This window comes from Pseudoalteromonas sp. MMG010, from assembly GCF_018100905.1.
GTDB lineage: Bacteria > Pseudomonadota > Gammaproteobacteria > Enterobacterales > Alteromonadaceae > Pseudoalteromonas.
The window spans coordinates 43,082-67,155 of sequence record NZ_JAGJEG010000010.1 but is presented as its reverse complement, the minus strand read 5'-3'; the positions used below and the strand labels follow the sequence as shown (position 1 = coordinate 67,155).

Here is a 24,074-nt window from a genome sequence, read left to right as displayed (position 1 = left end):
CTTAACTTTATATGCTACTTAGGGTAACTCCTGCCCTTTAGCACTGACATATAATGCATACCAGTGCTCTCTTGTAAGCGTTATATTAACCCCTTCACTTGCTGCTATTATACGCTGTGTATTAGTAGTGCCTATAATGGGTTGAATGGCGCTAGGATGGCGCAATAGCCATGCAATCACAATGGTCTCTGCAGAAGTGCCATAAATTGCGGCCAACTTATTAACTAATAAACTGGTGTTTATATCTGCAGTGGTTGCATTAGCGAGGTTTGCGCCACTGTATACTCCTTGACATAAACTACCCCAACTTTGTATTTGGATATTATTATGGCGACAATACTCAACACAACCGGGGGTAAAATTTATATCTTTCCCTGTGCTATTTCCTGCATATATCCCTTCATCAACCCATTGATGTTGCTTTAAACTTGCTTCAATTTGGTTCACTACCAGCGGTAATTCAAGTTCATTTTGTAATGCCGAAATTTGGTACTGCTGCATATTCGACACACCAAAGTGGCGTACCTTGCCACTGTGTTGCAGCGCATTAAGTAATTCGGCAATTTCGCTAACTTGCATGAGCGGATCTGGGCGATGCAGTAAATATATATCTAAATAATCGGTATTTAAGCGCTTTAAAGACCCCTCTAACGAATGTTTAATCCATTGCGCTGATAAATCATACCGTTTAGGTGCATAGCTATCCTCAAATCGAATACCGCATTTTGATTGAATGTATATTTTATCTCTAAGCTCAGGTCTGTGCTCAAGCACTTTACCAAACACTTGTTCAGCTTTGCTATGGCTATATATATCGCTATGATCAAAAAAATTAATGCCACACTCTAATGCTGTATCGATACAAGTATGCGCTTGCTTTATATCTTCGTTGGTAATTGCATTTGTATTCCACCCCCCACCTAGGCCCATGCAACCAAATCCAATACGACTTACATTTTTTAAATAATGATCTAATGGCAGTGCAAACATCATGCTTATCCTTTCATAGCTAAGGCTATCCACTTTAAACAAAAATATCATTAATACCAATGACAAATTTTAGGCAAAAAAAAGCGCAGTAAACACTGCGCTAATAGGTTGGAATTAATCTAGGGAGTTAACCAACCAAAGCTAATAATATCCCTGCAGCAACAGCACTTCCCAGTACCCCAGCTACATTAGGTCCCATTGCATGCATCAATAAGAAATTATGCGGGTTACTTTCAAGCCCTACTTTATTAACAACTCGAGCAGCCATCGGTACCGCCGATACGCCTGCGGCCCCTATTAATGGATTAATTGGCGTTTTCGATATTTTGTTAAGCCCCTTAGCCATAAACACGCCCGATGCTGTGCCAATAGCAAATGCTAATGCACCAAGAACCAAAATACCTAATGTCTCTACTGTTAAAAATTTATCAGCTGCCAACTTAGAGCCGACCGCTAAACCTAAAAAGATAGTCGTAATATTAATGATCTCGTTTTGTGCACTGTTACTTAATCTGTCAACAACGCCCGACTCTTTCATTAAGTTACCTAAACAAAACATGCCCACCAATGGAATTGCAGCCGGTAAAAAGATAGCCGTTAACGTTAATACCATTAATGGAAATACAATTTTTTCCTTTTTAGATACCTTACGTAACTGCGGCATTTCTATTTTACGTTCTTCAACTGTCGTAAAAGCGCGCATAATAGGAGGCTGAATAATGGGTACTAATGCCATATAAGAATAGGCCGCAACCGCAATTGCACCTAACAAGTCAGGAGCCAATTTGGATGCTAAAAAGATAGCTGTTGGCCCATCTGCCCCCCCGATAATCGCAATCGCAGAAGCATCTTGTAAACTAAACTCAAACCCTGGTACAAAGTTAAGTAAAATTGCACCAAATAAAGTGGCAAAAATACCAAACTGAGCAGCTGCACCCAGTAATAACATACGCGGATTGGCAATCAATGCACTAAAGTCTGTGAGTGCACCGACCCCCATAAAAATTAAAAGAGGAAAAATTCCCGTATCAATACCGACATGATAAACGGCATATAATAACCCGCCAGGATCTGACATGCCTGCCACAGGAATATTCGTTAAAATAGCACCAAAACCTATGGGTAATAACAGCAGTGGTTCAAAGTTTTTAGCAATAGCTAAAAACAATAATAAGCACCCTACAGCAATCATAATAAGCGCAGGGATAGAAAAATTAGCAATACCAGTAGCATGCCAAAGGTTTAATAGACCTTCCATTATACTCCCCTTATGCCAGCGCTATCATGGCTTCACCGGTTGTCACCGAATCGCCTTCACTTACTAACACATCAGCGACGGTGCCAGTATGCATCGCACGTACTTCTGTTTCCATTTTCATCGCTTCCATAATGATCACAACATCGCCTTCATTCACAACTTGCCCTGGTTTTACCTTCACTTTAAAGATATTACCGGCAAGAGGAGCATTAAGTGTTTCGCCCGAAGCAACCGAAGCTGACTGGGGTAAATGCTCAGAATCTTTTAATGATACTTCTTTTAATTCACCACCTTGAGCAACAACAACATCGTAAACTTTACCATCAACTTTGACACTGTACTGCTGTGCCTCAACACCGCTATTAGCAGCCGGTTTTGCTGATTCAGCCGGCGCTTCACTTGCAGCACTAGGTAAAGCTTCAAATGCATCTGGGTTGTGACGATTTTTAAGGAATTTCAAGCCAATTTGAGGAAATAACGCATAGGTGAGTACATCATCAATTTGCTCATCGGCTAATGTAATGCCTTGCTCTTTTGCTGCATTAACTAATTCATCTTCAAGTACTGCTAATTCAGGTTCAATAATATCAGCAGGGCGACATGTAATAACCTCTTTGCCATCAAGCACTCGTTCTTGTAATTCTTTATTCATCGGCGCAGGTGTTGCACCGTATTCGCCTTTTAACACGCCAGCAGTTTCTTTGGTAATCGTTTTATAACGTTCACCCGTTAACACGTTAAGTACCGCTTGTGTGCCTACAATTTGCGATGTGGGTGTCACCAATGGAATAAACCCTAAATCTTCACGTACTCGTGGAATTTCTAGTAGTACATCATTTAACTTATCCGCAGCACCTTGTTCTTTTAATTGGTTTTCCATATTAGTTAACATGCCACCAGGCACTTGTGCTAATAAAATACGACCATCGACCCCTTTAAGGCTACCTTCAAAAGCGGAGTACTTTTTACGAACATCTCTAAAATAAGCGGCTATTTCTTCTAGTTGATTTAAATCAAGACCAGTATCTCGCTCAGTACCTTCAACGATTGATACAATCGTTTCGGTAGCAGAGTGCCCATAAGTCATACTCATTGACGAAATAGCGGTATCAAGCATATCAATACCGGCATCAATCGCTTTTTGATACGTAGCGGTACTTAAACCGGTTGTTGCATGACATTGCATCGCAATTGGAATAGATACGGTTTCTTTAAGCCCTTTAATTAACTTTTCTGCATCGTATGGCTTTAATAAACCGGCCATATCTTTAATACAAATCGAGTGACAGCCAAGCTCTTCAAGTTGCTTTGCAAGTGTTAACCACATATCAAGTGTATGAACAGGGCTCACTGTATATGAAATAGTCCCTTGTGCATGTGCCCCCACCTTTACAGCCGCTTTAATTGCGGTTTCTAAGTTTCGCACATCATTCATGGCATCAAAAATACGAAATACATCAACCCCGTTTTTATGAGCTCGCTCTACAAACTTTTCAACAACATCATCAGCATAATGGCGGTAGCCGAGTAAGTTTTGTCCACGTAATAGCATTTGTTGTGGTGTGTTAGGCATTGCTTTTTTAAGCGCACGGATACGTTCCCAAGGATCTTCGCCTAAATAACGAATACACGAATCAAAGGTCGCGCCCCCCCACGATTCAATAGACCAATACCCGGCGTCATCAAGATTTTTTGCCATTGGTAACATATCGTCTAAGCGCATGCGAGTTGCAAGCAGCGATTGGTGAGCATCGCGAAGTACCAGTTCTGTTAATTTTAATTTAGCCATGTGTGTGCCCCTTAATTATTGTTAGCTTTGTACTGAGCGATAGCAGCACTAATTGCAGCGATGTGGCCTTTTGGCACACCTTGTGTTTGTATTGAAGGTGAATAAGCAGAAGATTCAGACTCAGGTTGCTCAAAACGAGCAACTAAATGAGACATTAATTTAACTGCACCAATTAATATCGAAAGAAATACAAACACACCTATCATGCCTGTCAGCATTAAGTTCCCAGCGGTTGCCAGTACTGCACCAATATCCATGATTTACCCCTCAAACCCAGTATCGTATTAAAAAGTTGTATTTTTAAATATTTGTTTACAGAATAGTATCAAAACACTTCACTTTGTCTACCTTTGTGTAAATTGGTAAAACCAATAAACACAAAAGTAACATAAGCAAAAATAAATTAACACTGTAAAAATAAGGCATTAATGAAAGGATATAGACGATAAAAATAACATGTATAGTTAAAAGTTATAATAACTACCAAAGTGTAAAAATATCAAACACGACTGAACATAAAGTGAAGTAAAAAAACAGAGTAAATAAATACAAATTGTAAATTGGTATTACCATTTATAAGAATTAATATCAGTAAAACTAACAAAAACGTGTATCGCTCATTTATTTACACTTATAACAACGCAATAGTTAGATTTCAGATTATTAAAAACCGCTGCTAGCAAAGATTTTTTGATTATAAATTGCTAGAATACTCAAAATGTTTTAAAAGCGAACACCATGGAATTTACAACCAGTTATATACTTGATAAGCCCTACTATAAAGAATGTTTTGAACAGTCTTTACCTTATAGCAAACAAGCAAAACCAAAGTACTTTTTACTTATGCTACTCGTTACACTGGGTTTATTTGGTATATATGGCTTAAACGATCACTACCTTGGCAGTTTTTTAATTATGCTTGCTGTTTTAGAGTGCGTGTCTTTTTATTATCGCCAGCCATGGTGGGTAACCAGACAAATGCTAAGTAGAGCATCGGGTTCAAAAGTGACACTTATTTTTAATGAGCAAGGTATAAGCAGCGAAAACCATTACAAAAACTACCAATTAAAATGGGATGAAATCAATAGCATTATTGATACCGACCAAGGGATCATCTTAAAAAACAGTAAAACAATGCAGTATATTTCAAAGCAAATACTCACCACTGAAATACTCGATTTTATAAACAAAAAAGCCACTCAATAATGAGTGGCTTTTTTATTAAAGTGAAAACACTTTAATATGATTAAGCATTGCCCTGGCTGGGGTTAGACTTTTCAGCTTGTATACGCATATAAATTTCTTCACGATGCACTGAAACGTCTTTTGGTGCATTTACACCAATACGTACTTGATTTCCCTTAACACCTAAAACAGTCACTGTCACTTCGTCACCGATCATTAGGGTTTCACCCACTCTACGAGTTAGTATTAGCATTCTATTGCTCCCATTTTCCAAAAAATTATAAGATTCCGCGTAAACATACTAATGAAATTTAGGCTAAAAAGTAAGTAAAAATACTCAACTAATGTGTTTTTAATTAAAAACACCAAAACTTTGCCTAAAAGCATTAAAACAGGGCTTTAAATGGTTAAAATACAACCTCTCATTTAAATTTATTAACTAATAGTGAGTAACACATCTATATCACTATTTTAGTTAACACCCCAAATATAACGGCAAAGCTTTACGACTTAAAAGTTGATTGGCTTAGTACTTACATATTTATTATATTCAGTATAAAAAATCATTAAATTACTGTACCAACAAAAATTAAAGCTGATTTAAAAATAAATTTAATCACAATCTTATGATGACCATTCAAATAAAAAGTTTCATATAAATTAAAGATAAAGCACTTTAATAGGTACAATTAATAGAGTAGCTCAAATTTCAAAAATTGATAATCTTACTTCACTTTCAAGTTAATAACTTTGCTGATTAATATTTACGAAGACAGGTTAAAAATCGATCGTTTTATTTATTACCGCTTTTGTGCTTTAGCTAATTAACTCGCATTAAAAAAGCGGTATTAAAAAATACCGCTTTTTATGTTTTTAGCTAATAAGTGTTATATAAATTTAAAACTAATCTAAATAATGTGTTTTAAATAAAAATACTCACTAAAGCTGTAAATTATAACTTTTCACTTAACCATGCTGTCACGCTATCAAGCGCTGTGGTTAAGTTTTCGGGTTGTGAACCACCGGCTTGTGCCATATCAGGACGACCACCGCCTTTACCGCCGACTTGCCCCGCCATGTGATTAACCAACTCTCCCGCTTTTACTTTAGCCGTTAAGTCTTTTGTAACACCTGCAATAAGGCTAACTTTATCGCCACTGGCTACACCTAATGCAATAACACCTGAGTCAATTTTGTTTTTAAGATCATCTACCATGCCACGTAATGCTTTTGATTCAGTCCCTTCAACATTGGCGACTAACAATTTCACACCATTAATCTCAACAACAGAATCAAGTAACGAGGCACCTGCAGCACTTGCCAGTTTATCGTTTAACTGAGCAATTTGTTTTTCAAGCCCTTTAGATTTTTCAAGTAACGCTGTTACTTTTTCAAGTACTGACGCACTATCACCTTTAACTAAAGCAGCAACATCATTAAGCTGTTGCTCTTGTTGCGCAACATACGCAATCGCGTGTGCACCGGTCACCGCTTCAATTCGACGAATACCCGCGGCAATACCACTTTCAGATACGATTTTGAACAAACCAATATCTCCAGCACGTTCAACATGGGTACCACCACAAAGCTCTATAGAATAATCACCGATAGTAACAACACGCACTTCGTCATCGTATTTTTCACCAAATAGCGCCATTGCACCTTTAGCTTTAGCATCATCAATAGCCATTAACTCAGTATTAAGTGCAAAGTTACGACGAATTTCATCATTAACGACACGTTCAATATCTTGTAGCTCGTCTTTTGTCATCCCCTCAAAGTGAGAGAAATCAAAACGTAAACGCTCAGCTTGAACTAAAGAGCCTTTTTGATTTACATGCTCACCTAAACGCTGGCGTAATGCTTCGTGTAAGATGTGAGTCGCAGTATGATTCTTTTTAATGCTGTCACGGCGAGCATCATCAATGCTTGCTTCAACTTTATCATTCACACCAATACGCCCTTGAATACGGCCATGATGAGCAAATGCATTACCCAGCTTTGTAGTGTTGCTTACATTAAATTCGCCACCAGCGACGGTGATAACACCAGTATCGCCAGCCTGACCACCCGATTCGGCATAAAATGGTGTACGGTCAAGAACGACAATGCCTTCTTGTCCATCTTCAAGTATTGACACAGCTTGACCTTGTGCAAATACCTCAACCACGGTTGCACTATATTCAATGCTATCGTAGCCTTTAAAATCTGTGTGCTTTTCTGACTTTAACTGTTCGTTATAATCGGCACCAAATTTACCAGCCTGCTGCGCTTTTTTACGCTGCACCGCCATGCACTGCTCAAAACCTTGATGATCAATGGTCATTTGACGCTCACGCGCTACATCGGCGGTTAAATCTGCCGGGAAACCATAAGTATCATAAAGTTTAAAGACTAAATCCCCTGGGATCACATCGCCTTTAAGCTCAGTTAAACTGTCTTCTAAAATAGCTAAACCACGTTCAAGAGTTTTACCAAATTGCTCTTCTTCAATACGAAGTACTTTTTCGATGATTTCTTGTTGCTTAGCAAGCTCTGGATACGCTTGGCCCATTTGCTCAATAAGTGCTGCCACTAATTTATAGAAAAATGCCCCTTTAGCGCCTAACTTATTACCATGACGTACAGCACGGCGTATTATACGACGCAGCACATAACCACGTCCTTCATTTGAAGGCATAACACCATCTGAAATTAAAAACGCACACGAACGAATATGATCGGCAACCACTCGTAACGACTTATCGTCCATATCTTGTGCGTTAGTTACCACAGCAGCTGCGGCAATTAAACCTTGAAATAAATCAATTTCATAGTTTGAATGCACACCTTGTAAAATAGCCGCAATACGCTCAAGGCCCATCCCGGTGTCTACCGATTGTTTTGGTAATGGCTCCATTGTACCGTCGCTTTGACGGTTATATTGCATAAATACCAGGTTCCAAATTTCGATAAAACGATCGCCATCTTCTTCTGGAGAGCCTGGAGGCCCACCCCAAATATCTTCGCCATGGTCATAAAATATTTCTGAACAAGGACCACACGGACCAGTATCACCCATCGACCAAAAGTTATCAGAGGTCGCAATACGAATAATACGATCATCGCTTAAACCAACATCATTAGACCAAAAACCGTATGCTTCTTCGTCATCGTGGTAAATAGTTACCAACAGTTTTTCTTGTGGTAGTTTTACAACCTCGGTTAAAAACTGCCAAGCAAACTTAATCGCATCTTGCTTGAAGTAATCACCAAAACTAAAGTTACCTAACATTTCGAAAAAAGTATGATGACGCGCAGTGTAACCCACGTTTTCTAAATCGTTATGTTTACCACCTGCACGCACACAACGCTGCGAACTGGTCGCACGGGTATACGGGCGTGATTCAGCGCCTAAAAATACATCTTTAAATTGCACCATACCGGCATTATTAAATAACAATGTGGCATCGTTACCAGGTATTAAAGAACTTGAAGGAACAATTTGGTGTTGTTTACTGGCAAAAAAGTCTAAAAACTGTTGCCTAAGTTGTGCGGTAGTCATATGCTGCATTTGAAAATCTCACCCGTATTTACTGTGCTTGCATTGCAAAATCAATTTGTTCATAGCTAAAACCTCTATACATTAAGTAGCGCACGCGCTTAGCTTTTTCTTTGTATTCGAGGTTTGCCGGTGTAGTTGAATACTTTTTGTTGTACGCATCCTGCGCGAGCTCAAACCAATCTATTTCAAGCTCCTCTACTACATTTTGTAATAAAGAACGGTCAATCCCTTTGCCCATGGCTTCGCTTTGAATACGCTTTAAACCATGACATTTAAAAATATGCTTTCTCACAAAGCCTTCGCAGTATCGTTGCGCATTAATAAAATTGTGTTGTTCACACCAATCTAATAAGTCTTCGATAAATTCTTCGCTGGCTTCTCGCTGCTGTAGTTTTTGTGTTAGTTCTTTGCGCGAATACTCTTGGCGACCTAACAACCACAGCACGTAATTTTTATGTTTTTGCTTTAATTTATCGTCCATTAAGCATCAAAACGCCCGCTTTGTTCAGCACTCAACGGTTTCACGTTTTCATCATCGCTCGGTGGCACTATCGGCATAAAAATAGCCTGATAAGATACAAAGAAGCTAATGTAGCAAATTGGCATTAAGATCAACAGAGGCAGCATAGATAACATCAAAGAAATAAACATTAAAATACCGCAAATAACACCAAACACTGATAGCGGTAAAATATTATGATAAAACACCGCCAATGAGCGCTTAAGGGCTCTCACTATCTGTTGCTCTTGTTTAAAGTAAATCAGGGGAATAGCATAAGCAAAAGCCGAAATATAAACCGACATAACGGCAAAAAATAAGATAACGTTGGCTATTGAAATACTGGCTATCATTTGTTCAAGTGCAATATTAGGATCAATATTTGGTTGTTGCATAATGGCTAAAGCATCACCAAATAATGTGCTTGAAAATAGCGCCATTAAAATGCCCGCTCCTGTTTGATATAACGACAAACGTAGTAAGCCTAATCTATTCCCTTTATTCGTAAAGGGTTTAAGAATATCAACCAGCATAATTTTACCGCCTTGCTGTTTAGTCAGCACAGCTTGATAAAACCCAGCCGTTAGAAAAGGAGCCGCCAGCGCAGCAGCAACCTGTAAAAACGGAAAGAATAGCGACATTAAACCCGCAATACCCATCAACAAATGCATAAATATAAATGTCATTGGCTGGGTTTTAAAAATAAGTAATCCTGCTTTGAACCACTTCAGTCCGGCATCAGCTTTAAAAACGCGTATTGGTGTCGACATAGTCACTCTTTAAATAAAACAAACACGCCAAGTATAACTTGGCGCTAGGGAGGATTAATAGATATTAGGTAATTAAATAAGCTGAAAACTAACTTTTTTTAATTTTTTTAATATCAAGCATGTGCGAGCCATGCTTAATTTTGGTTTCTAAATACGCTTTATTTCCCGCAAGCCCCGCCTTGATATGAGCATGCGTTCCAATCACATCATCAACTTGAATACCCGCATCTTTTAACGCATTTATTTTTTTAGGATTATTGGTCATTAATTTCACATGGCTTACATTAAGTGCACTTAACATTAATACCGCATCAGAAAAATCCCGTAAATCGTCGGCAAATCCTAAATGGTTATTTGCTTCGTAGGTGTTCATGCCTTGAGATTGTAAAACATACGCATCAATTTTGTTATACAAACCAATACCACGACCTTCTTGGCGTAAGTATAATAAAACACCACCTTGTTGATGCATCATTTCAATGCATTCATTTAGTTGCTCACCACAATCACAGCGCGATGAATGAAATACATCGCCTGTTAAACATTCTGAGTGCATACGAATCAACGGCACATCTTGCTCGGTATCCGCATTATTAAACACCATAGCAATATGCTCTTGACCATCTTTTAGGTCACTAAATGAAACTATCTCTGCGGGGATATCACTATTTTTACCAACACTAAGTTGGACTCTTGCTCTTACTTGCGCCACGACAAATCCAAAAATTAAATAACTTCAACACGATAAAGTGATACTATCACAAAAGTTTAACGTTAGGTCGAAGTACAGCTGTAATGCCAACTATATGGCGACGGTTTTCTATTTTTTCAACGATTGCGTGTGCGAATTAACACGACTTATTTAAATTTTCTGTAAAATTTTATCACTTGCCGCTTCAATTAAATCAAGTACCTTTTCAAATCCATCACTGCCACCGTAATAAGGATCAGGGATCGCACTTTGCGTTTGCTCACCATACTGTAAAAAAAGTGCCAGCTTGTAGTGAAAATGAGAGGAGCACAATGTTTTTAAATCTGCAAAATTTTGCTCATCTGCAGCTAAAATCAAATCAAATTCGTCAAAATCATGGCTACATACCTTACGCGAAGTAATACCTTTAAAGCTATACCCTCGCTTTTCTCCTGCAGCCATAGAGCGAGAATCGGGCTGATTACCTTCGTGGTAACCAATAGTACCTGCTGAATCAACAACAATAGCAACGCCTAATATATTCGCTCTGGCTTTTAAAACAGCCTCAGCAGTTGGCGAGCGACAAATATTACCCAAACAAACTATTAATATTTTTTTCATTGTTGATTCCAATTTGCGAAAAACAGCGCTAAAACTGTTTTAAAATATTGTCATTATAATCATCGGCATTAAGCGTAAGATTATATTTACTGGCCACACTATCGAGCTCAGTTTGTTTAATCGCCAAATCATCTAATGTAATTGTATTATCGTCTAACTGCCATAAAAGCCTTGAACCGGCATAACTATAATGAATAGCGAGCAATGCATCGGCATGCCCTTCACGCCCTGCTGCTTTTAATTTTGGCATTTTGCGCGTTATTTTATTAAGCGCTTGCTTTAACTCCCATACATACACAACTTCGGTCATAAAGTCGTGATGACGGTATTTATTTAACAACCACGCAATCGCTAAACTACTTATAACCACCCCGGTTAAGTTCCAATGAAAATGACTACCGCTTTCATCTGGAAATAACAAAATAAACGTTTGTGAAATAGCTAAACTGCCTACGGCAAGACCCGCCGCACAGCCTGCAATAACACGATTTAGATGTTTTCGGTAACGCGCTTTATCAATTTGAATCAGTTGCATAACAGCCTAATAAAATTAAACACTAAAATTTATCAATTAACCATTGTAACTAAAGCGAGGAGTTTGTTCTAGCATAAGCAAGTAACACAAATTTATAACATTTCATCTCATATAATTGTTAATGATAGCTATTTACACTATTATGCCGGCGATTTTACACTCAATATAACTGATGACTTTTTATTTAAGGGATCTCATGAATACAGATAATGCAGAAAACTGCATAGCTAAACCTAAAAACAAAAAGCGTCGGTTATACGATATTCATGCTTGGTTGGGCTTTAATCTTGCTTTTTTAATGACCCTATTACTTGCAACAGGGACTATTGCAACACTTTCTCACGAAATAGATTGGCTAATACAAGACGATATGCGGGTGACTCCCGCAACAATAAAAGTGCCTTGGGGTACATTAGAAAAAAACGTTAAAGCAGCGGCAAACCCTGATGACATGTTAACTATTTTCACTGAAGGTGAAAGTGACTACTTTGCATACCGAGCTACTTTTTTAAGAGCCGATGGCACCCGCTACTTTGTTCATATTAATCAATGGACAGGGAAAGTGACTGGCACCACTGATTTTTTAACTGTTCAGCGTTTTTTTAGAGACTTACATCGCTACTTTTTTATGCCTAGCTTTATTGGTTTACCTATAACCGGCTCACTCGCTATTGTACTTTTAATTTCATTATATTCTGGTTTAAAAACCACGGGCAGACTAAAAAAATCAGCGCTGCGCTTTCGTACAAATCAAGGCGCCAGAGTAGTATTAAGTGATTTACATAAAGTATCTGGTATTTGGGCAACTTGGTTTATTATATTAATGGTTGTGACTGCCATTTGGTACTTAGTGGAGTTTGGCTCTTTAGTTGCTAAAAGTAGTTTTGAGCCTGCGCGCCCAGGTCCTAGCATTGAACGAATACAAGAGTTTGGTGATACTTTAGATATTATTCCAGCCAGTGAATTTATAAAAAATGCAAAAGCCGCTTTCCCAAATTGGGAGCCGGTGCAAATTTTATATCCCACTTCGGTATCTCAAGCAATTACTGTACTTGGTAATACTAACGATATATTGGTCCGCTCACGTGCTAACCGTGTATTTATTGACCCCGAAGACGGCTCAATAATTAAGGTTCAAAAATCAACAGACCTGTCTACGGCTGCCTATATTAATGAAACGGCTGACCCTTTGCATTTTGGTAATTTAGGTAAGCTTACTACTAAAGTTATTTGGTTTATTTTTGGCATTATGCTAACAGGGATGTCAATCACCGGTGTGTTAATGACTTATAAACGCTTAAAAAGCGCTCGTTTATCAACTGCCCAAATTAAAACATTTCCCATTTTAATTTTGGTTATGGTTGCCGGTTTTATCTATGTTAAGAAGGAGAATCACAATCCAGAACCGAGCCAATATTTAGCAAAAAGTAACGCGCTTTTTAACGGATTTACGATGATAGGCACCTTAAAAAAAGGTGAAAGTAGTGATACCTTAAAAGTGAATATTACTCACCCCCATGGTTTTCCAATAATAGAGTCGGTCTATGCTATCGATACACTTGGCAATAGCTTTAAACTAAACCCTAAGACGTTTTCCTCTACCACGATTTTTCAAAAAGTATTGCCAAATGAAAGTAGCATGGACTACGACAACCTAAAATTAAAAGTGACATTTCCCTCGGGTGTCGATCATACATTTAAATTAAATAAACCCCCTACAGCTCAAGAAATAACAGAAGTATTGTAAAAAATTGAATTGATAATGACATTGTTCCGGTCTACGCCAAGAACCTTAATGAAAATAACTATCATTACTAAATAGATTTAAAAATAATTACCTTAAGGAATAACATGAAACATAAAAAAAAGGCTTTTCTATTAACTACGCTAATGTGTAGTTGCCAACTTGCCTATGCTCAAAATGCAACTGATAACCAAGCGCAAAATAATGATATTGAAAGAATAAGTGTAACAGGTACTGCTCAATCTCGTTATGTGATCAAAGAATCATCATCTCTAACTGGCTTCTCAGTTGACTTTTTAGAGCTGCCTCGTGTTGTGAGTATTATTCCTGAACAACTTATTTTGGACCAAAAAATTACCGATTTAGCTGAAGCATTACGAAACACCCCAGGTGTTTCACTCGGTGATGGATTTGGTGGCACGAATGATGATTTTTTAATTCGTGGATTTAGACGTAATACCGTATACCGCGATGGTTTTCGCCGTGCGACCAATTTTAAAACGAACCTATCTAATGTTGAATACACCCAAGTGGTAAAAGGTCCGGCATCAATCACTTACGGCCAAGTAGAGCCTGGTGGACTTGTTGATATTGCAACTAAAAAGCCATTAGCTGAAGAGCGCTTTGCCGGTGAGGCTCGCTTGGGTTCATATAATGACCGTTTCGCTTTGCTTGATTGGTCTACGCCAATTAATGAAAATGCAGCTATTCGTGTTGTAGGCTCTATACAAGATGCTGAATCATTTCGTGATTTTACCGATATTGATCGTGACACACTTTCAATCTCAGGTACCTTTGATTTAGCGCCAACAACGCGCCTAAATTTATCATACGAATACCGTGATGAATCAAGACCACTCGATCGAGGCACAATCACTGTTCCAACATTAGATGGTCGAGTTGTCGTAAATGAGTTACTTGATATCCCTCTATCAACTCGTTTTGGTGAAGACTACGAAGTATTCGAAAGTAACTTCAACTTTTTTGACGCAACAGTAGAGCAAGAATTAAGCGACAATTGGAATATGCGCTTTAGTGCAGCTTATGAAGCCAGCTCTGCTAATGATTTACAAGCAAGACCGTTAGCTGTTGCTGTTTTTGATGCCGATGGCCCAATCAGCGATGATGGTTTTATCGAGTTTCAAAGCCCTGCAGATATTGCTACAAATATAAATGAAGGCTTAACGGGTGTATTTGATGATCCAACAGATCAAGTTTTCTTGATTCGTAGAACAGACGGTAACCAAAATGCTGACGTTGATGTTTTATATTTAAACACCATAGTGACAGGTGAAATACAAACGGGTAACGTTACTCATAAAATAGCCATAGGTGGAAGCTACCGCGATTATGAACGCAAAGATAACTTTGTAGAATCAGTTAATTCAGATGGTTTACCTGCCGCATTTGGTTTTAGTGGTATTCCCTTATTCGATATAAGTAACCCTGTATATGGTAATTTACCAACGGATTTAAATGCGGATGACTTTGCAAGGCGTACTTTCACTTCAGAAGATTACGGATTTTTTATTAATGACTACTTAGTATTAACTGATAAGTTAGGCGTATTAATAGGTGGCCGTTTTGATTCAGTTAAAAGTGGTTATAGTGATGGCATTACTGCATTCACTAATGGTGCAAGTACTGGTGTAGATTTTGATTTAGATGCAACATCTGCTTTCTCTCCTCAATTGGCTATAAACTATAAACTAATGCCAAATGCCTCTATATTCGCTAGTTATTCAGAAGCATTTGCACCTAACGATAGCGCTGCTGATACCGACGTTAGCAATACCGAGCAGTTTGACCCTGAAAATTCTGAACAATTTGAATTAGGCGTTAAGGCGGAGTTTTTTGAAGGCCGCTTACAATCTAGTATTTCTGTTTATGACATTCAAAAAACGAACGTGCTCACTTCAGAAAATGGAGTGGCCGTGCTACGAGATGGCCAAACTTCAGAAGGGATTGAGCTCTCTATTTCAGGACAACCCACTGAAGGCATGAATATCATAGCCGGTTATGCATTTACCGATGCAGAACTAGAAGTAGACGGTGTTAAAGGTAATAAGCCACGTAATGTTGCCGAAAATACATTTAACATATGGGCATCATACGAATTTCAAGGAGGTGCTTTAGAAGGTCTAGGCCTAGGTGGCGGTTACTTCTTTGTTGATGATAGATTTGGTGATGATAGCAATACTTACACATTAGACGGCTATAACCTCGTTGATTTATCGGCTTGGTATACACTTGCCACGCCAGGTTTAGGATCGGATGGCACAGTTAGATTGCAGTTAGCTGTAAAAAATGCGTTTGACGAAGAGTATTATTCGGCAAGTGGTGGTGATTTGAGAATCAATATTGGCACCCCACGAACCGTGGTCGCTTCAGTGTCTTTTGCTTTTTAACAAATAACATTAAATATAAGGTAATTATTCTTTTTTATAAAAAGGATAATTACCTGTTTAACGAGCTCTAACTATAATCATCGCTACCGGTGATAATTGCGCTATTATAGCGCCCCGTTTTATACCCAACTAAATAACCGACCTTGATTATCCCCACATTTTAATGAAATTTGCGTTATACGCTGTTAATCCAAAATTATCGCCATGCATAGAATTTTTATTTCACTCTTACGGTCTATTATTTAATACGGTATATAATTTATAAAATAATAGACCCATTATTTTTGTATTTTAATCATAATCAAGTCATTTTTAAGTATTCAATTTAGGAAATAATATGTTCGACAATTTGTCATTAGGGAAGCGTTTAGGAACATCTTACTTTATTCTTATTGCTATTTTATTAATTATGACGGGCTTTGCAGTAAAAGAAATGCAAATGTTGTCGAGCTTTACACAATTACTATATAAGCATCCTTTTACTGTTAGTGTGTCTATTAGCAAAATTGGTAAAAATGTTATCACCATAGACAACCTAATGAAGGATATCACTTCTAAAAATGCATCAAAGCCTATCAACGAAACAACACAACACATTAATGAAATAGAACAAGAAACCTTACAACTTTTTTCAGTACTTGAAGAACGTTACCTTGGTAATAAATCTGAAATACACGCTATTAAACAACAGTTTATTGCTTGGACTCCAATAAGAAACAAAGTCATTACATTAATAAAGCAAGGTGAATACGACAAAGGCATAAACATATCCCAACAAGAAGGCGATAATTATATAACCCAATTAAACGAACAACTCCTTGCGCTTGAGTTATTTGCTGCCAACAAAGCCAACGAATTTACAAATAAATCATTAACTCAGGGTAAATCGGCAATCTTTAATCTGCTGTGTTTAGTGCTTGTTGGTATTATATTGGCCATTATTCTGACATGGCGTATTTCGCTCTCTATTTTAAAGCCCATTGGAGGAGAGCCTAGCGAAATAGAAACACTGACACATAAAATTGCCGAGGGTGACTTAAGCATGCACTTTAATCAGAAAGAACATGCAACAGGCATTTACTCTGCAATGCAACTTATGGTTAAAAAGTTAAAAGTCATGATGGCAGAAATTTCAACCTCGGCTTCATCTCAAGCCAATGCCTCTGAAGCGCTTGCTTTAATATCCACCCAAACAAAAAATAATTTATTAGAACAAGATAAAGCCACTGAGCAAGTTGCTACGGCTATAAATCAAATGCAAGCAACCACTGCCGATGTTGCACGTAGCACCCATATTGCTGCCAACGCGAGTGAATCAGCTCGCACACTTGTTGATGCAGGTGCGTTAAAAGCAGAGCAATCGTTTACTGGCGCCACCAGTCTATCGGATGACCTTGAAAAGGCATCAGCTATTATTACTGAACTTGCACAAAGCACCCAAGATATAACCGGTATATTGGCTGTTATTAAAGGGATTTCGGAGCAAACCAATTTACTGGCACTCAATGCGGCAATAGAGGCTGCACGTGCCGGAGAATTTGGCCGAGGCTTTTCAGTTGTAGCTGGAGAGGTTAGAAACTTAGCATCGAATACGCAAAAATCAACAGCCGAAATAGAAGAAAGAATCACCAAAGCACAAGCGCAAGCGCAAGCATCCGTTGAGGCAATGCTCACAGGGCGCAAACGCGCTGATAATATCGTTACCCAAACCGTTGATGTACAACAATCATTGTCAGAAATAAAAGAAGCGGTCCATCAAATTATCGATATGAATTCGCAAATTGCTTGTGCCAGTGAGCAACAAAATGCCGTTGCCGCTGATGTAAGTAAGCAAGTTATTGAAATAAAAGAATTGTCTCATCAAACTGGTATTGGTGCAGAAAACATGAATATAGCAACAACCGAACTCGCTCAATTTGCTAGCCAACTTAATGCGTTAGTTGCACGTTTTAAAGTGTAATGTTTAATTACTAAAAGTTATGTTTACATCCCCACATAATAAATAAACCCTACATTATTTGTTTCATTAACCACAAAGCCTGCGATTAAGCAGGCTTTGTGGTTTTTTAAATACGTGTATTTATAATTTATAACACGATAATACTTATAACAAAGTAAGCGATAAACGTCAGTGCACCACCAAATAGTGCATAAGGGAGCTGTGTTTTAACATGAGTAAGTAAATCACACCCCGAGGCAAGCGCCGACACCGCGCTCGTATCAGATATAGGCGAACAATGATCGCCAAAGATACCACCGCCTAAAATGGCGCCAACAACAAGCGAGGGGGGTAGCCCTAAGGTTTGAATAAGAGGTACGCCAATGGGGATCAGTATGGCAAATGTGCCCCACGATGTTCCCGTAGTAAACGACATAACCGCCCCGGTTAAAAACAGTACCGGTACAATTAGGTAAATAGGAAGGTAGTCACCCACTAGCGAGGCTACAAATACACCGGTACCCAGCTCTTTTAAACTTGCACCTAAAGTAAGTGATAGCAACACAATACTCACTAATGGTAATAGCTCACCCATGCCTTTAAAGCCGGTTTCAACTAATTCATGGTGGCTAAACTTACGTGAGCTAATCATTAAACAATACGCTACGACAATGGCCAACACGGTTGCATATAATACTGATTTAGAGCCACTCCCCTGTGCCAATTCACCGTTACCAGTGTAAAACATAAAGCCTACCATACTCACTATAAGCGTTAATAATGGCACTAACATAAAGCGGGCTTTAGAACCTTTTACTTCTTCTTTTAATTCGGTTTTTTGTAGCTCTAGCTTTTGCTCGGCGTCTTTCATTGGGCCATGAACTTTGTCAAACGCAATGGTGTAAAATACAATAACGAGGGTGATTATGGCGTAAAAATTATACCCTACACTCCCCCACAATACCGACACAGCGCTTTCATTTAACTCGTAGTTACCTAGTAAGCCTAATACAAAAGCCCCCCAACCATTAAGTAATATTAAAATACACACTGGCGCACTGGTGCTATCAATAATATAAGCAAGACGTGCACGGCTCATTTTAAACTTGTCGAATAAACCGCGTGATACAATCCCTGAAGTTAAGACACTTAAGTTTGACTCGATAAATACCACGATACCGGTAAACATTGTTAAAAAGCCAACTTGACGCTTACTTTTAGCAACCCCTTTATTCATTAAAAAATTAACAGTGGCCGCCACCCCTCCCGATTCACGAATATAGGCAAGTAATGCACCAATCATTATACTAAAAATTAAAATACGGGTATTGCCCGGTGAGCTTGCCACCGAAATGATACGCTCTATGGTATTTAAAAACGTTGCAAATATAGAATTTCCTTCGCCTTGTATGGCTAATAAAAATTCGGATGAAGCAACTGCCACTAATAGCGCCATTATTACTTCTTTGCGCCAAAATACGATAGCAATAGCAATCAACGGCGGTAAAATAGAATACCAAGACATAAATTAACCTTTATTTTTAGCGAACACGTATCGCTTTATATGCGCTATTACGCTCATTTATTAAGCCTAAATAGCTTAAACTGTTTAGTTTTATAAACCACTTAGCTTAAAGTATTGGCATGCTCAAGTCACCTTTAAAAAAGCCCACTAGATATGATTATTTAAGCTATGTGATAGCTTAATGATTTAATAGTGCTTCGTAGACCAGTGCGATAACCGATCCATACTTTGCTGTTTCGTATTGCTTGGCAATAAATTGATACTGTTTTGCATTGCCCGCAATTTCACTATGACGTGCATTAGTCAGTAAAATAATAGCTAAATCGTAGTAAGGATCAATAACTGTTGCGGTGCCTGTCCAGCCTGTATGGCCATAGGCCTGTGGGCTTGCATAAGGGCCAAAATGCCAACGTCTTAATTGTTGAGTCCCTGCTAAACGAAAACCCAAACCATAGGTTTCGTCGCTCACCTGAGGAGTTAAAAACTGTGATAATACTTGCTCAGAGAGTATCGTTTTATTGTTATACCCCCCTTTATTTAATAGCATCTGAGATAATACGGCTAAATCTTTAGCGTTACTAAATAACCCTGCATGACCTGCCACGCCGCCTAATGAATAATAGGCAAGCTCATCATGCACCTGGGCTTGTATAACCTCCGTGCGTATATTTTCAAACTGTACGCGACCATCTCGCGTATTACCTCTTAATTCTGTGGCGGCACATTGCTGGGCGTTAAATCCATTTTTTAACGGATTAAAAACCGTATGCGTTAATCCAAGTGGGCCATATATTTGTTGTTGTAAGTAATCATCTAATGATTGCCCGGTAATATGCTCAATTAGCATCCCTAGCATGACATAGTTAATATCTGAGTAATGATGCGCAGAGTGGTCACTTTTATACGGTAACTTATTTAAAATAAGCTGTTTAGTAAGCGCACTGTCTTGTGAGTAAAACGACGTACCCAATGGGTTATCTTTTTTATAAAAATGAAATACCGAAGGATAACCACTGGTATGAGTAAGTAAGTTTTTTACCGTGAGTAAATCACGCCCTTGGCCTTTGTATTGGGGTAAATAAAATGCAATCGGCTTATTAATATCTAAACGTTGCTCTGTAACAAGTTTCATTAATGCTAAGTTAGTAGCAAATATTTTAGTATTTGAAGCTAAATCAAATAAGGTATCAACTTGCATTTTTGGCGCGGGTGTTAATAATTCCCCTGGCTGTTGATATTTTTTACTATAACCATAAGCCGTTAATTTTATTAGTTCTCCTTTATGTACTACAGCCAGTACCGCCCCTGGAAATCCAGCCTTAATATCGTTATTAATAAGCGTATCAACGTTAGAAAAATCGATTGTGTTATCGTGCTTATGTGCCAAGTTAGGATAATTAAAATGTAGCGACAATTGTGCACTCACTGGGCTGACATGGGCTATATGGAAATTATTACGCCCATCTTTTGTTAGCGTTGAAATATCATATTGATAAACCTGATTTGGTTTTAATACCTGGTTAAACTGTAACTTTTTACCATTAATAAAAATATCGGCGCTGTTCGCATTTTTATTATCTATTATTACCTGTCCACGCTGAGAATAACCATAAAAGCTACCACGGTTATTTATATATTGTCGATCACTTGGGTGTCGTTGTGGAATATTAACAATAACCTGTGCTTGCGTATCCTCTCGCTTCGAAAGCTCAATTAAGTGACTCGTGTTATCGCTGCTACAACCAAACACGACACTACATAAACCAACAACAATAAGTATTAAAATCGATTTTTTCACCTTCTATCCTTATTGATACAGTAAGTAAGGAGTGCGCTGGTGTTTAAATTGATTCAATCCCGCTTGCCAACTTTGTTTAATTTGAACCTCGTTTTGCCCAGCCATAATCGCTAAGCGAAGTTTATCGGTTCCTGCTAGTTTATCCATAAAGTTAGCTCGCTGAAAAAAGTTAACGTTTTGCTTAGATAACTGTTTATACGCATTAATAAAATAACTTAAATTTAAGCCGCCACTTAATGAATGGCGTAAATCAAGACCATAAACAGTTTGGTCTTTAAACTTTGGATTAGCAGCCGCCCCCTTTATACTACGTACCGAAAAACTAAAATCACCCAATTTTTGTGGTGAAAAACCAATAACTTGAAACGCGAAATCGGTACCACGACCAATGCTCACCGGGGTTGCCTCAAAAAAACAAAGCGAAGGGTAAAGTGCAATTGCTTGATCGTTGGGTAAATTAGGGCTTGGCTTTACAGGTAAACTATAACGACTACGGCGGGTATAGTGAGCGACAGGGATCACCGTTAGTTTTAAATCAAAGGCTTGGTTTATCCACTTTTCACCTTTAATCATAAACGCAAGCTCACCGACGGTCATTCCATGCAGCACAGGTATTGGATGCATGCCAACAAACGATTTAAAGTCTGGCTCTAATATTGGGCCATCTACATAAGCTATATTTGGGTTGGGTCTATCAAGTACCATAAACTCAATACCCTGCTCAGCGGCCCCTTCCATCATATAATGCATAGAACTTATATATGTGTAAAAACGCACCCCTACATCTTGAATATCAAAAATAATGATATCAAGCTTGTTAAGCACATCGGGACTTGGCTTTTTATTTTTTCCATAAATTGAAACAAGCGGAATACCCGTTTTATCATCAATCGCATTACTGACAATAGCCCCAGCATCATGATCGCCTCTAAAACCATGCTCTGGTGCAAATATGGTTGCAACATTAATTCCTTTTGCCAGTAAAGCATCAACTAAATGCATATTATTAACGCGTGATGTTTGATTAACCACCAGCCCAACCCGCTTATTTTTTAATTGCGGTAAATAAAGGGGATATTGCTGTGCACCCATTATTGGTAACTGAGCGTGCACATTGGTGATAAACAACACGCTAATTATTAATGCTAGCCAATAAAGTATTACTTTATACATTCGTTATTCCTTCCACCGCACTGTTTTAAAAGTGCAGTCAATCAGTTATTAATTAGTGACTTAGCATTACAGTGTCGAACAAACCCGTTCCAGGTTCAAAAGCACCATGAACAACGCCACTATAAATAGGGCTATGCAGTTCACTTAATGAAAAAATAATATTATTTTCCCCCTGCGCTTTTAACCCATATTGACTCGCGTTTATTTTCATTCCCGCTGCATCAAAACGGCTATTAATCACATCTACGCCATATTTTGCAGTAACGGTCGAATTAGTAATTTGTACGACGGCATTTTCAACATGAAGAGCAACATCGTTACTTTTAATCACTACATTACTCATTTTTACTAAAGAGTCTGTAATAACAATAGAATGGGCAGATAAATCCTCTATCGTTACGTTACTGCAATTTTTAATAACAACGCGATCGTAATGGCCTGAAAAATACCGCGTGTGCTTATCTTCACAGTATAAGGTTTCGTTTATTAATTGTGAAAAAGGCTGCGCGCTTTTGTCCTGAATTGCCGTGTTATTTAATACACTAAACAAGCTATCCATAAACTTTTCGGTGTTATCTTTCATTGGCACGTGCCCGCTATTAGCTAACACAATCAGTTCGCTGTTTACTAACACATGATTAAGTACTTGGCCTGTTCGTAAAGGTGCGATTGCATCGTTTTTACCCCAAATAATACCGCTAGGCATAGTGACATTTTGCACAACCGTACTAAAGTTTTGTTCCACTAAACTCAGTGCAGCATTCATATTTGGTTTTTCACCCATTAATAACCGCCAAGCTCCATCGCTTTGATGTAGTACTTCGGTTATATAAGAGTTGATAGACGTTTCTTCCACTATGCCAGCGGTAAAGTCGTTGAGTTGGGCTAGTTTATTTTTCAAAAAAGCGGTTTGTAAAAACGTAGGTAAAAATGAACTTGGCTTGGGAATGTGTGTAATTGGTTTTATAAATGCAGTTTTTTGCAAAATACCGGCTGCATCTACCAATACCAATTTTTTTACATACTGGGGATATTTACCCGCTAAATATAAACTAACAGCTCCTCCCATTGAGTGCCCAACAACAGTAATGGGCTTGTTATCGGTTTGCTTAATTAAACTTGCAAGCGTTGCTGCATAATTTTCTGGTGAGTATCGCCCTTTCGGGTAATCTGAATGGCCAAAGCCTGGTAAATCGATAGCCATCACATGATATTGCTGTGTTAACTTGTTAATAATTCCAAACCAATCTTGCATGGCTAATGCCCCCAAACCATGTACCAGCAATAATTTAGGTTTATGGCTGTCACCCGCTTCGAGTATTAACATGTTTGAGTTAAACACCGGCTCGTTAAAGTAACTAAATTGCCAATGTGAAGAAGGGGGGTGGCTAAACGATAACTGCGCTAATTGCTTAGCGTTTAATGGGGTAAGAGTTTGAGCATGAACAGCGTATGATGTTATATAAAATGCTAAACATATTAAAAATAGGTACCGAGTAAAACGCAATTTAAATCCCTTGTCGCTGCAAATATCCCTCTCAGTGTACTTAACAAGGCAATAAAGGTAAATACAGCGTATAACGTACTCCAAAGTAATCAAAAACT

19 protein-coding genes are annotated in these 24,074 nt (G+C 38.3%); 4 read left to right on the top strand and 15 right to left on the bottom strand.

Features of this window, described 5'->3' with window-relative positions; genetic code table 11:
• Positions 1–18: 18 nt before the first annotated feature.
• From J8L70_RS11645 to J8L70_RS11630, 4 genes are all read right to left on the bottom strand, one after another.
• Entirely contained in the window at positions 19–990 is a 972-nt protein-coding gene (locus tag J8L70_RS11645) for an aldo/keto reductase (RefSeq protein ID WP_211055796.1), read from the bottom strand.
• 127 nt (positions 991–1,117) lie between these two features.
• The gene (locus tag J8L70_RS11640) at positions 1,118–2,248 is read right to left on the bottom strand and encodes a sodium ion-translocating decarboxylase subunit beta (RefSeq protein ID WP_211055758.1); all 1,131 of its coding nucleotides are present in this window, start codon (positions 2,246–2,248) and stop codon (positions 1,118–1,120) included.
• Positions 2,249–2,258: 10 nt separating this feature from the next.
• Positions 2,259–4,037 carry a sodium-extruding oxaloacetate decarboxylase subunit alpha gene (gene oadA, locus J8L70_RS11635; protein WP_211055757.1) on the bottom strand — a complete coding sequence of 593 codons (1,779 nt, stop codon included), beginning with the start codon at positions 4,035–4,037 and terminating at the stop codon, positions 2,259–2,261.
• 11 nt (positions 4,038–4,048) lie between these two features.
• Positions 4,049–4,294 carry an OadG family transporter subunit gene (locus J8L70_RS11630; protein ID WP_211055756.1) on the bottom strand — a complete coding sequence of 82 codons (246 nt, stop codon included), beginning with the start codon at positions 4,292–4,294 and terminating at the stop codon, positions 4,049–4,051.
• 481 nt (positions 4,295–4,775) lie between these two features.
• Between J8L70_RS11630 and J8L70_RS11625 the strand changes: the two genes are divergently transcribed.
• On the top strand, positions 4,776–5,243 hold the full coding sequence (locus J8L70_RS11625) for a YcxB family protein (RefSeq protein ID WP_211055755.1): 468 nt from the start codon (positions 4,776–4,778) through the stop codon (positions 5,241–5,243).
• A 40-nt stretch (positions 5,244–5,283) separates the two neighbouring features.
• Here the strand turns inward: J8L70_RS11625 and csrA are convergent, their stop codons facing one another.
• The 7 genes from csrA to J8L70_RS11590 all read right to left on the bottom strand — a co-directional run bounded on the left by csrA (position 5,284) and on the right by J8L70_RS11590 (position 11,882).
• Positions 5,284–5,475, bottom strand: a complete 192-nt coding sequence (gene csrA, locus J8L70_RS11620; RefSeq protein WP_211055754.1) for a carbon storage regulator CsrA — start codon at positions 5,473–5,475, stop codon at positions 5,284–5,286.
• Positions 5,476–6,174: 699 nt separating this feature from the next.
• A complete protein-coding gene (gene alaS, locus J8L70_RS11615; RefSeq protein ID WP_211055753.1) occupies positions 6,175–8,775 on the bottom strand; it encodes an alanine--tRNA ligase in 2,601 nt (866 codons plus the stop codon).
• A gap of 19 nt (positions 8,776–8,794) precedes the next feature.
• Complete coding sequence (locus J8L70_RS11610; RefSeq protein WP_211055752.1) at positions 8,795–9,247, bottom strand: regulatory protein RecX; 453 nt, start codon at positions 9,245–9,247, stop codon at positions 8,795–8,797.
• Positions 9,247–10,035 (bottom strand): BPSS1780 family membrane protein, encoded by a 789-nt coding sequence (locus J8L70_RS11605; protein ID WP_211055751.1) that lies wholly within the window; start codon positions 10,033–10,035, stop codon positions 9,247–9,249. Before J8L70_RS11605 ends, J8L70_RS11610 begins: the two co-directional genes overlap by 1 nt.
• Before the next feature lie 88 nt (positions 10,036–10,123).
• A complete protein-coding gene (gene ribA / locus J8L70_RS11600; protein WP_211055750.1) occupies positions 10,124–10,747 on the bottom strand; it encodes a GTP cyclohydrolase II in 624 nt (207 codons plus the stop codon).
• Between the two features lie 150 nt (positions 10,748–10,897).
• The gene (locus J8L70_RS11595) at positions 10,898–11,347 is read right to left on the bottom strand and encodes a low molecular weight protein-tyrosine-phosphatase (protein ID WP_211055749.1); all 450 of its coding nucleotides are present in this window, start codon (positions 11,345–11,347) and stop codon (positions 10,898–10,900) included.
• Positions 11,348–11,375: 28 nt separating this feature from the next.
• Positions 11,376–11,882 (bottom strand): DUF3087 domain-containing protein, encoded by a 507-nt coding sequence (locus J8L70_RS11590; RefSeq protein WP_211055748.1) that lies wholly within the window; start codon positions 11,880–11,882, stop codon positions 11,376–11,378.
• Positions 11,883–12,078: 196 nt separating this feature from the next.
• Between J8L70_RS11590 and J8L70_RS11585 the strand changes: the two genes are divergently transcribed.
• The 3 genes from J8L70_RS11585 to J8L70_RS11575 all read left to right on the top strand — a co-directional run bounded on the left by J8L70_RS11585 (position 12,079) and on the right by J8L70_RS11575 (position 17,994).
• Entirely contained in the window at positions 12,079–13,629 is a 1,551-nt protein-coding gene (locus J8L70_RS11585) for a PepSY-associated TM helix domain-containing protein (RefSeq protein WP_211055747.1), read from the top strand.
• 104 nt (positions 13,630–13,733) lie between these two features.
• Positions 13,734–16,034 (top strand): TonB-dependent siderophore receptor, encoded by a 2,301-nt coding sequence (locus J8L70_RS11580; RefSeq protein WP_247664795.1) that lies wholly within the window; start codon positions 13,734–13,736, stop codon positions 16,032–16,034.
• A 337-nt stretch (positions 16,035–16,371) separates the two neighbouring features.
• Positions 16,372–17,994, top strand: a complete 1,623-nt coding sequence (locus tag J8L70_RS11575; protein ID WP_211055746.1) for a methyl-accepting chemotaxis protein — start codon at positions 16,372–16,374, stop codon at positions 17,992–17,994.
• A gap of 127 nt (positions 17,995–18,121) precedes the next feature.
• Here J8L70_RS11575 and J8L70_RS11570 read toward each other — a convergent pair whose 3' ends face one another.
• The 4 genes from J8L70_RS11570 to J8L70_RS11555 form a co-directional block, all read right to left on the bottom strand.
• Positions 18,122–19,498 (bottom strand): Na+/H+ antiporter NhaC family protein, encoded by a 1,377-nt coding sequence (locus J8L70_RS11570; protein ID WP_211055745.1) that lies wholly within the window; start codon positions 19,496–19,498, stop codon positions 18,122–18,124.
• Positions 19,499–19,676: 178 nt separating this feature from the next.
• Entirely contained in the window at positions 19,677–21,296 is a 1,620-nt protein-coding gene (pbp4b, locus tag J8L70_RS11565) for a penicillin binding protein PBP4B (RefSeq protein ID WP_211055744.1), read from the bottom strand.
• A 9-nt stretch (positions 21,297–21,305) separates the two neighbouring features.
• The gene (locus tag J8L70_RS11560) at positions 21,306–22,469 is read right to left on the bottom strand and encodes a DUF1343 domain-containing protein (protein ID WP_211055743.1); all 1,164 of its coding nucleotides are present in this window, start codon (positions 22,467–22,469) and stop codon (positions 21,306–21,308) included.
• Between the two features lie 52 nt (positions 22,470–22,521).
• The gene (locus J8L70_RS11555; protein WP_211055742.1) at positions 22,522–23,976 is read right to left on the bottom strand and encodes an alpha/beta hydrolase; all 1,455 of its coding nucleotides are present in this window, start codon (positions 23,974–23,976) and stop codon (positions 22,522–22,524) included.
• Between the last annotated feature and the right edge of the window lie 98 nt (positions 23,977–24,074).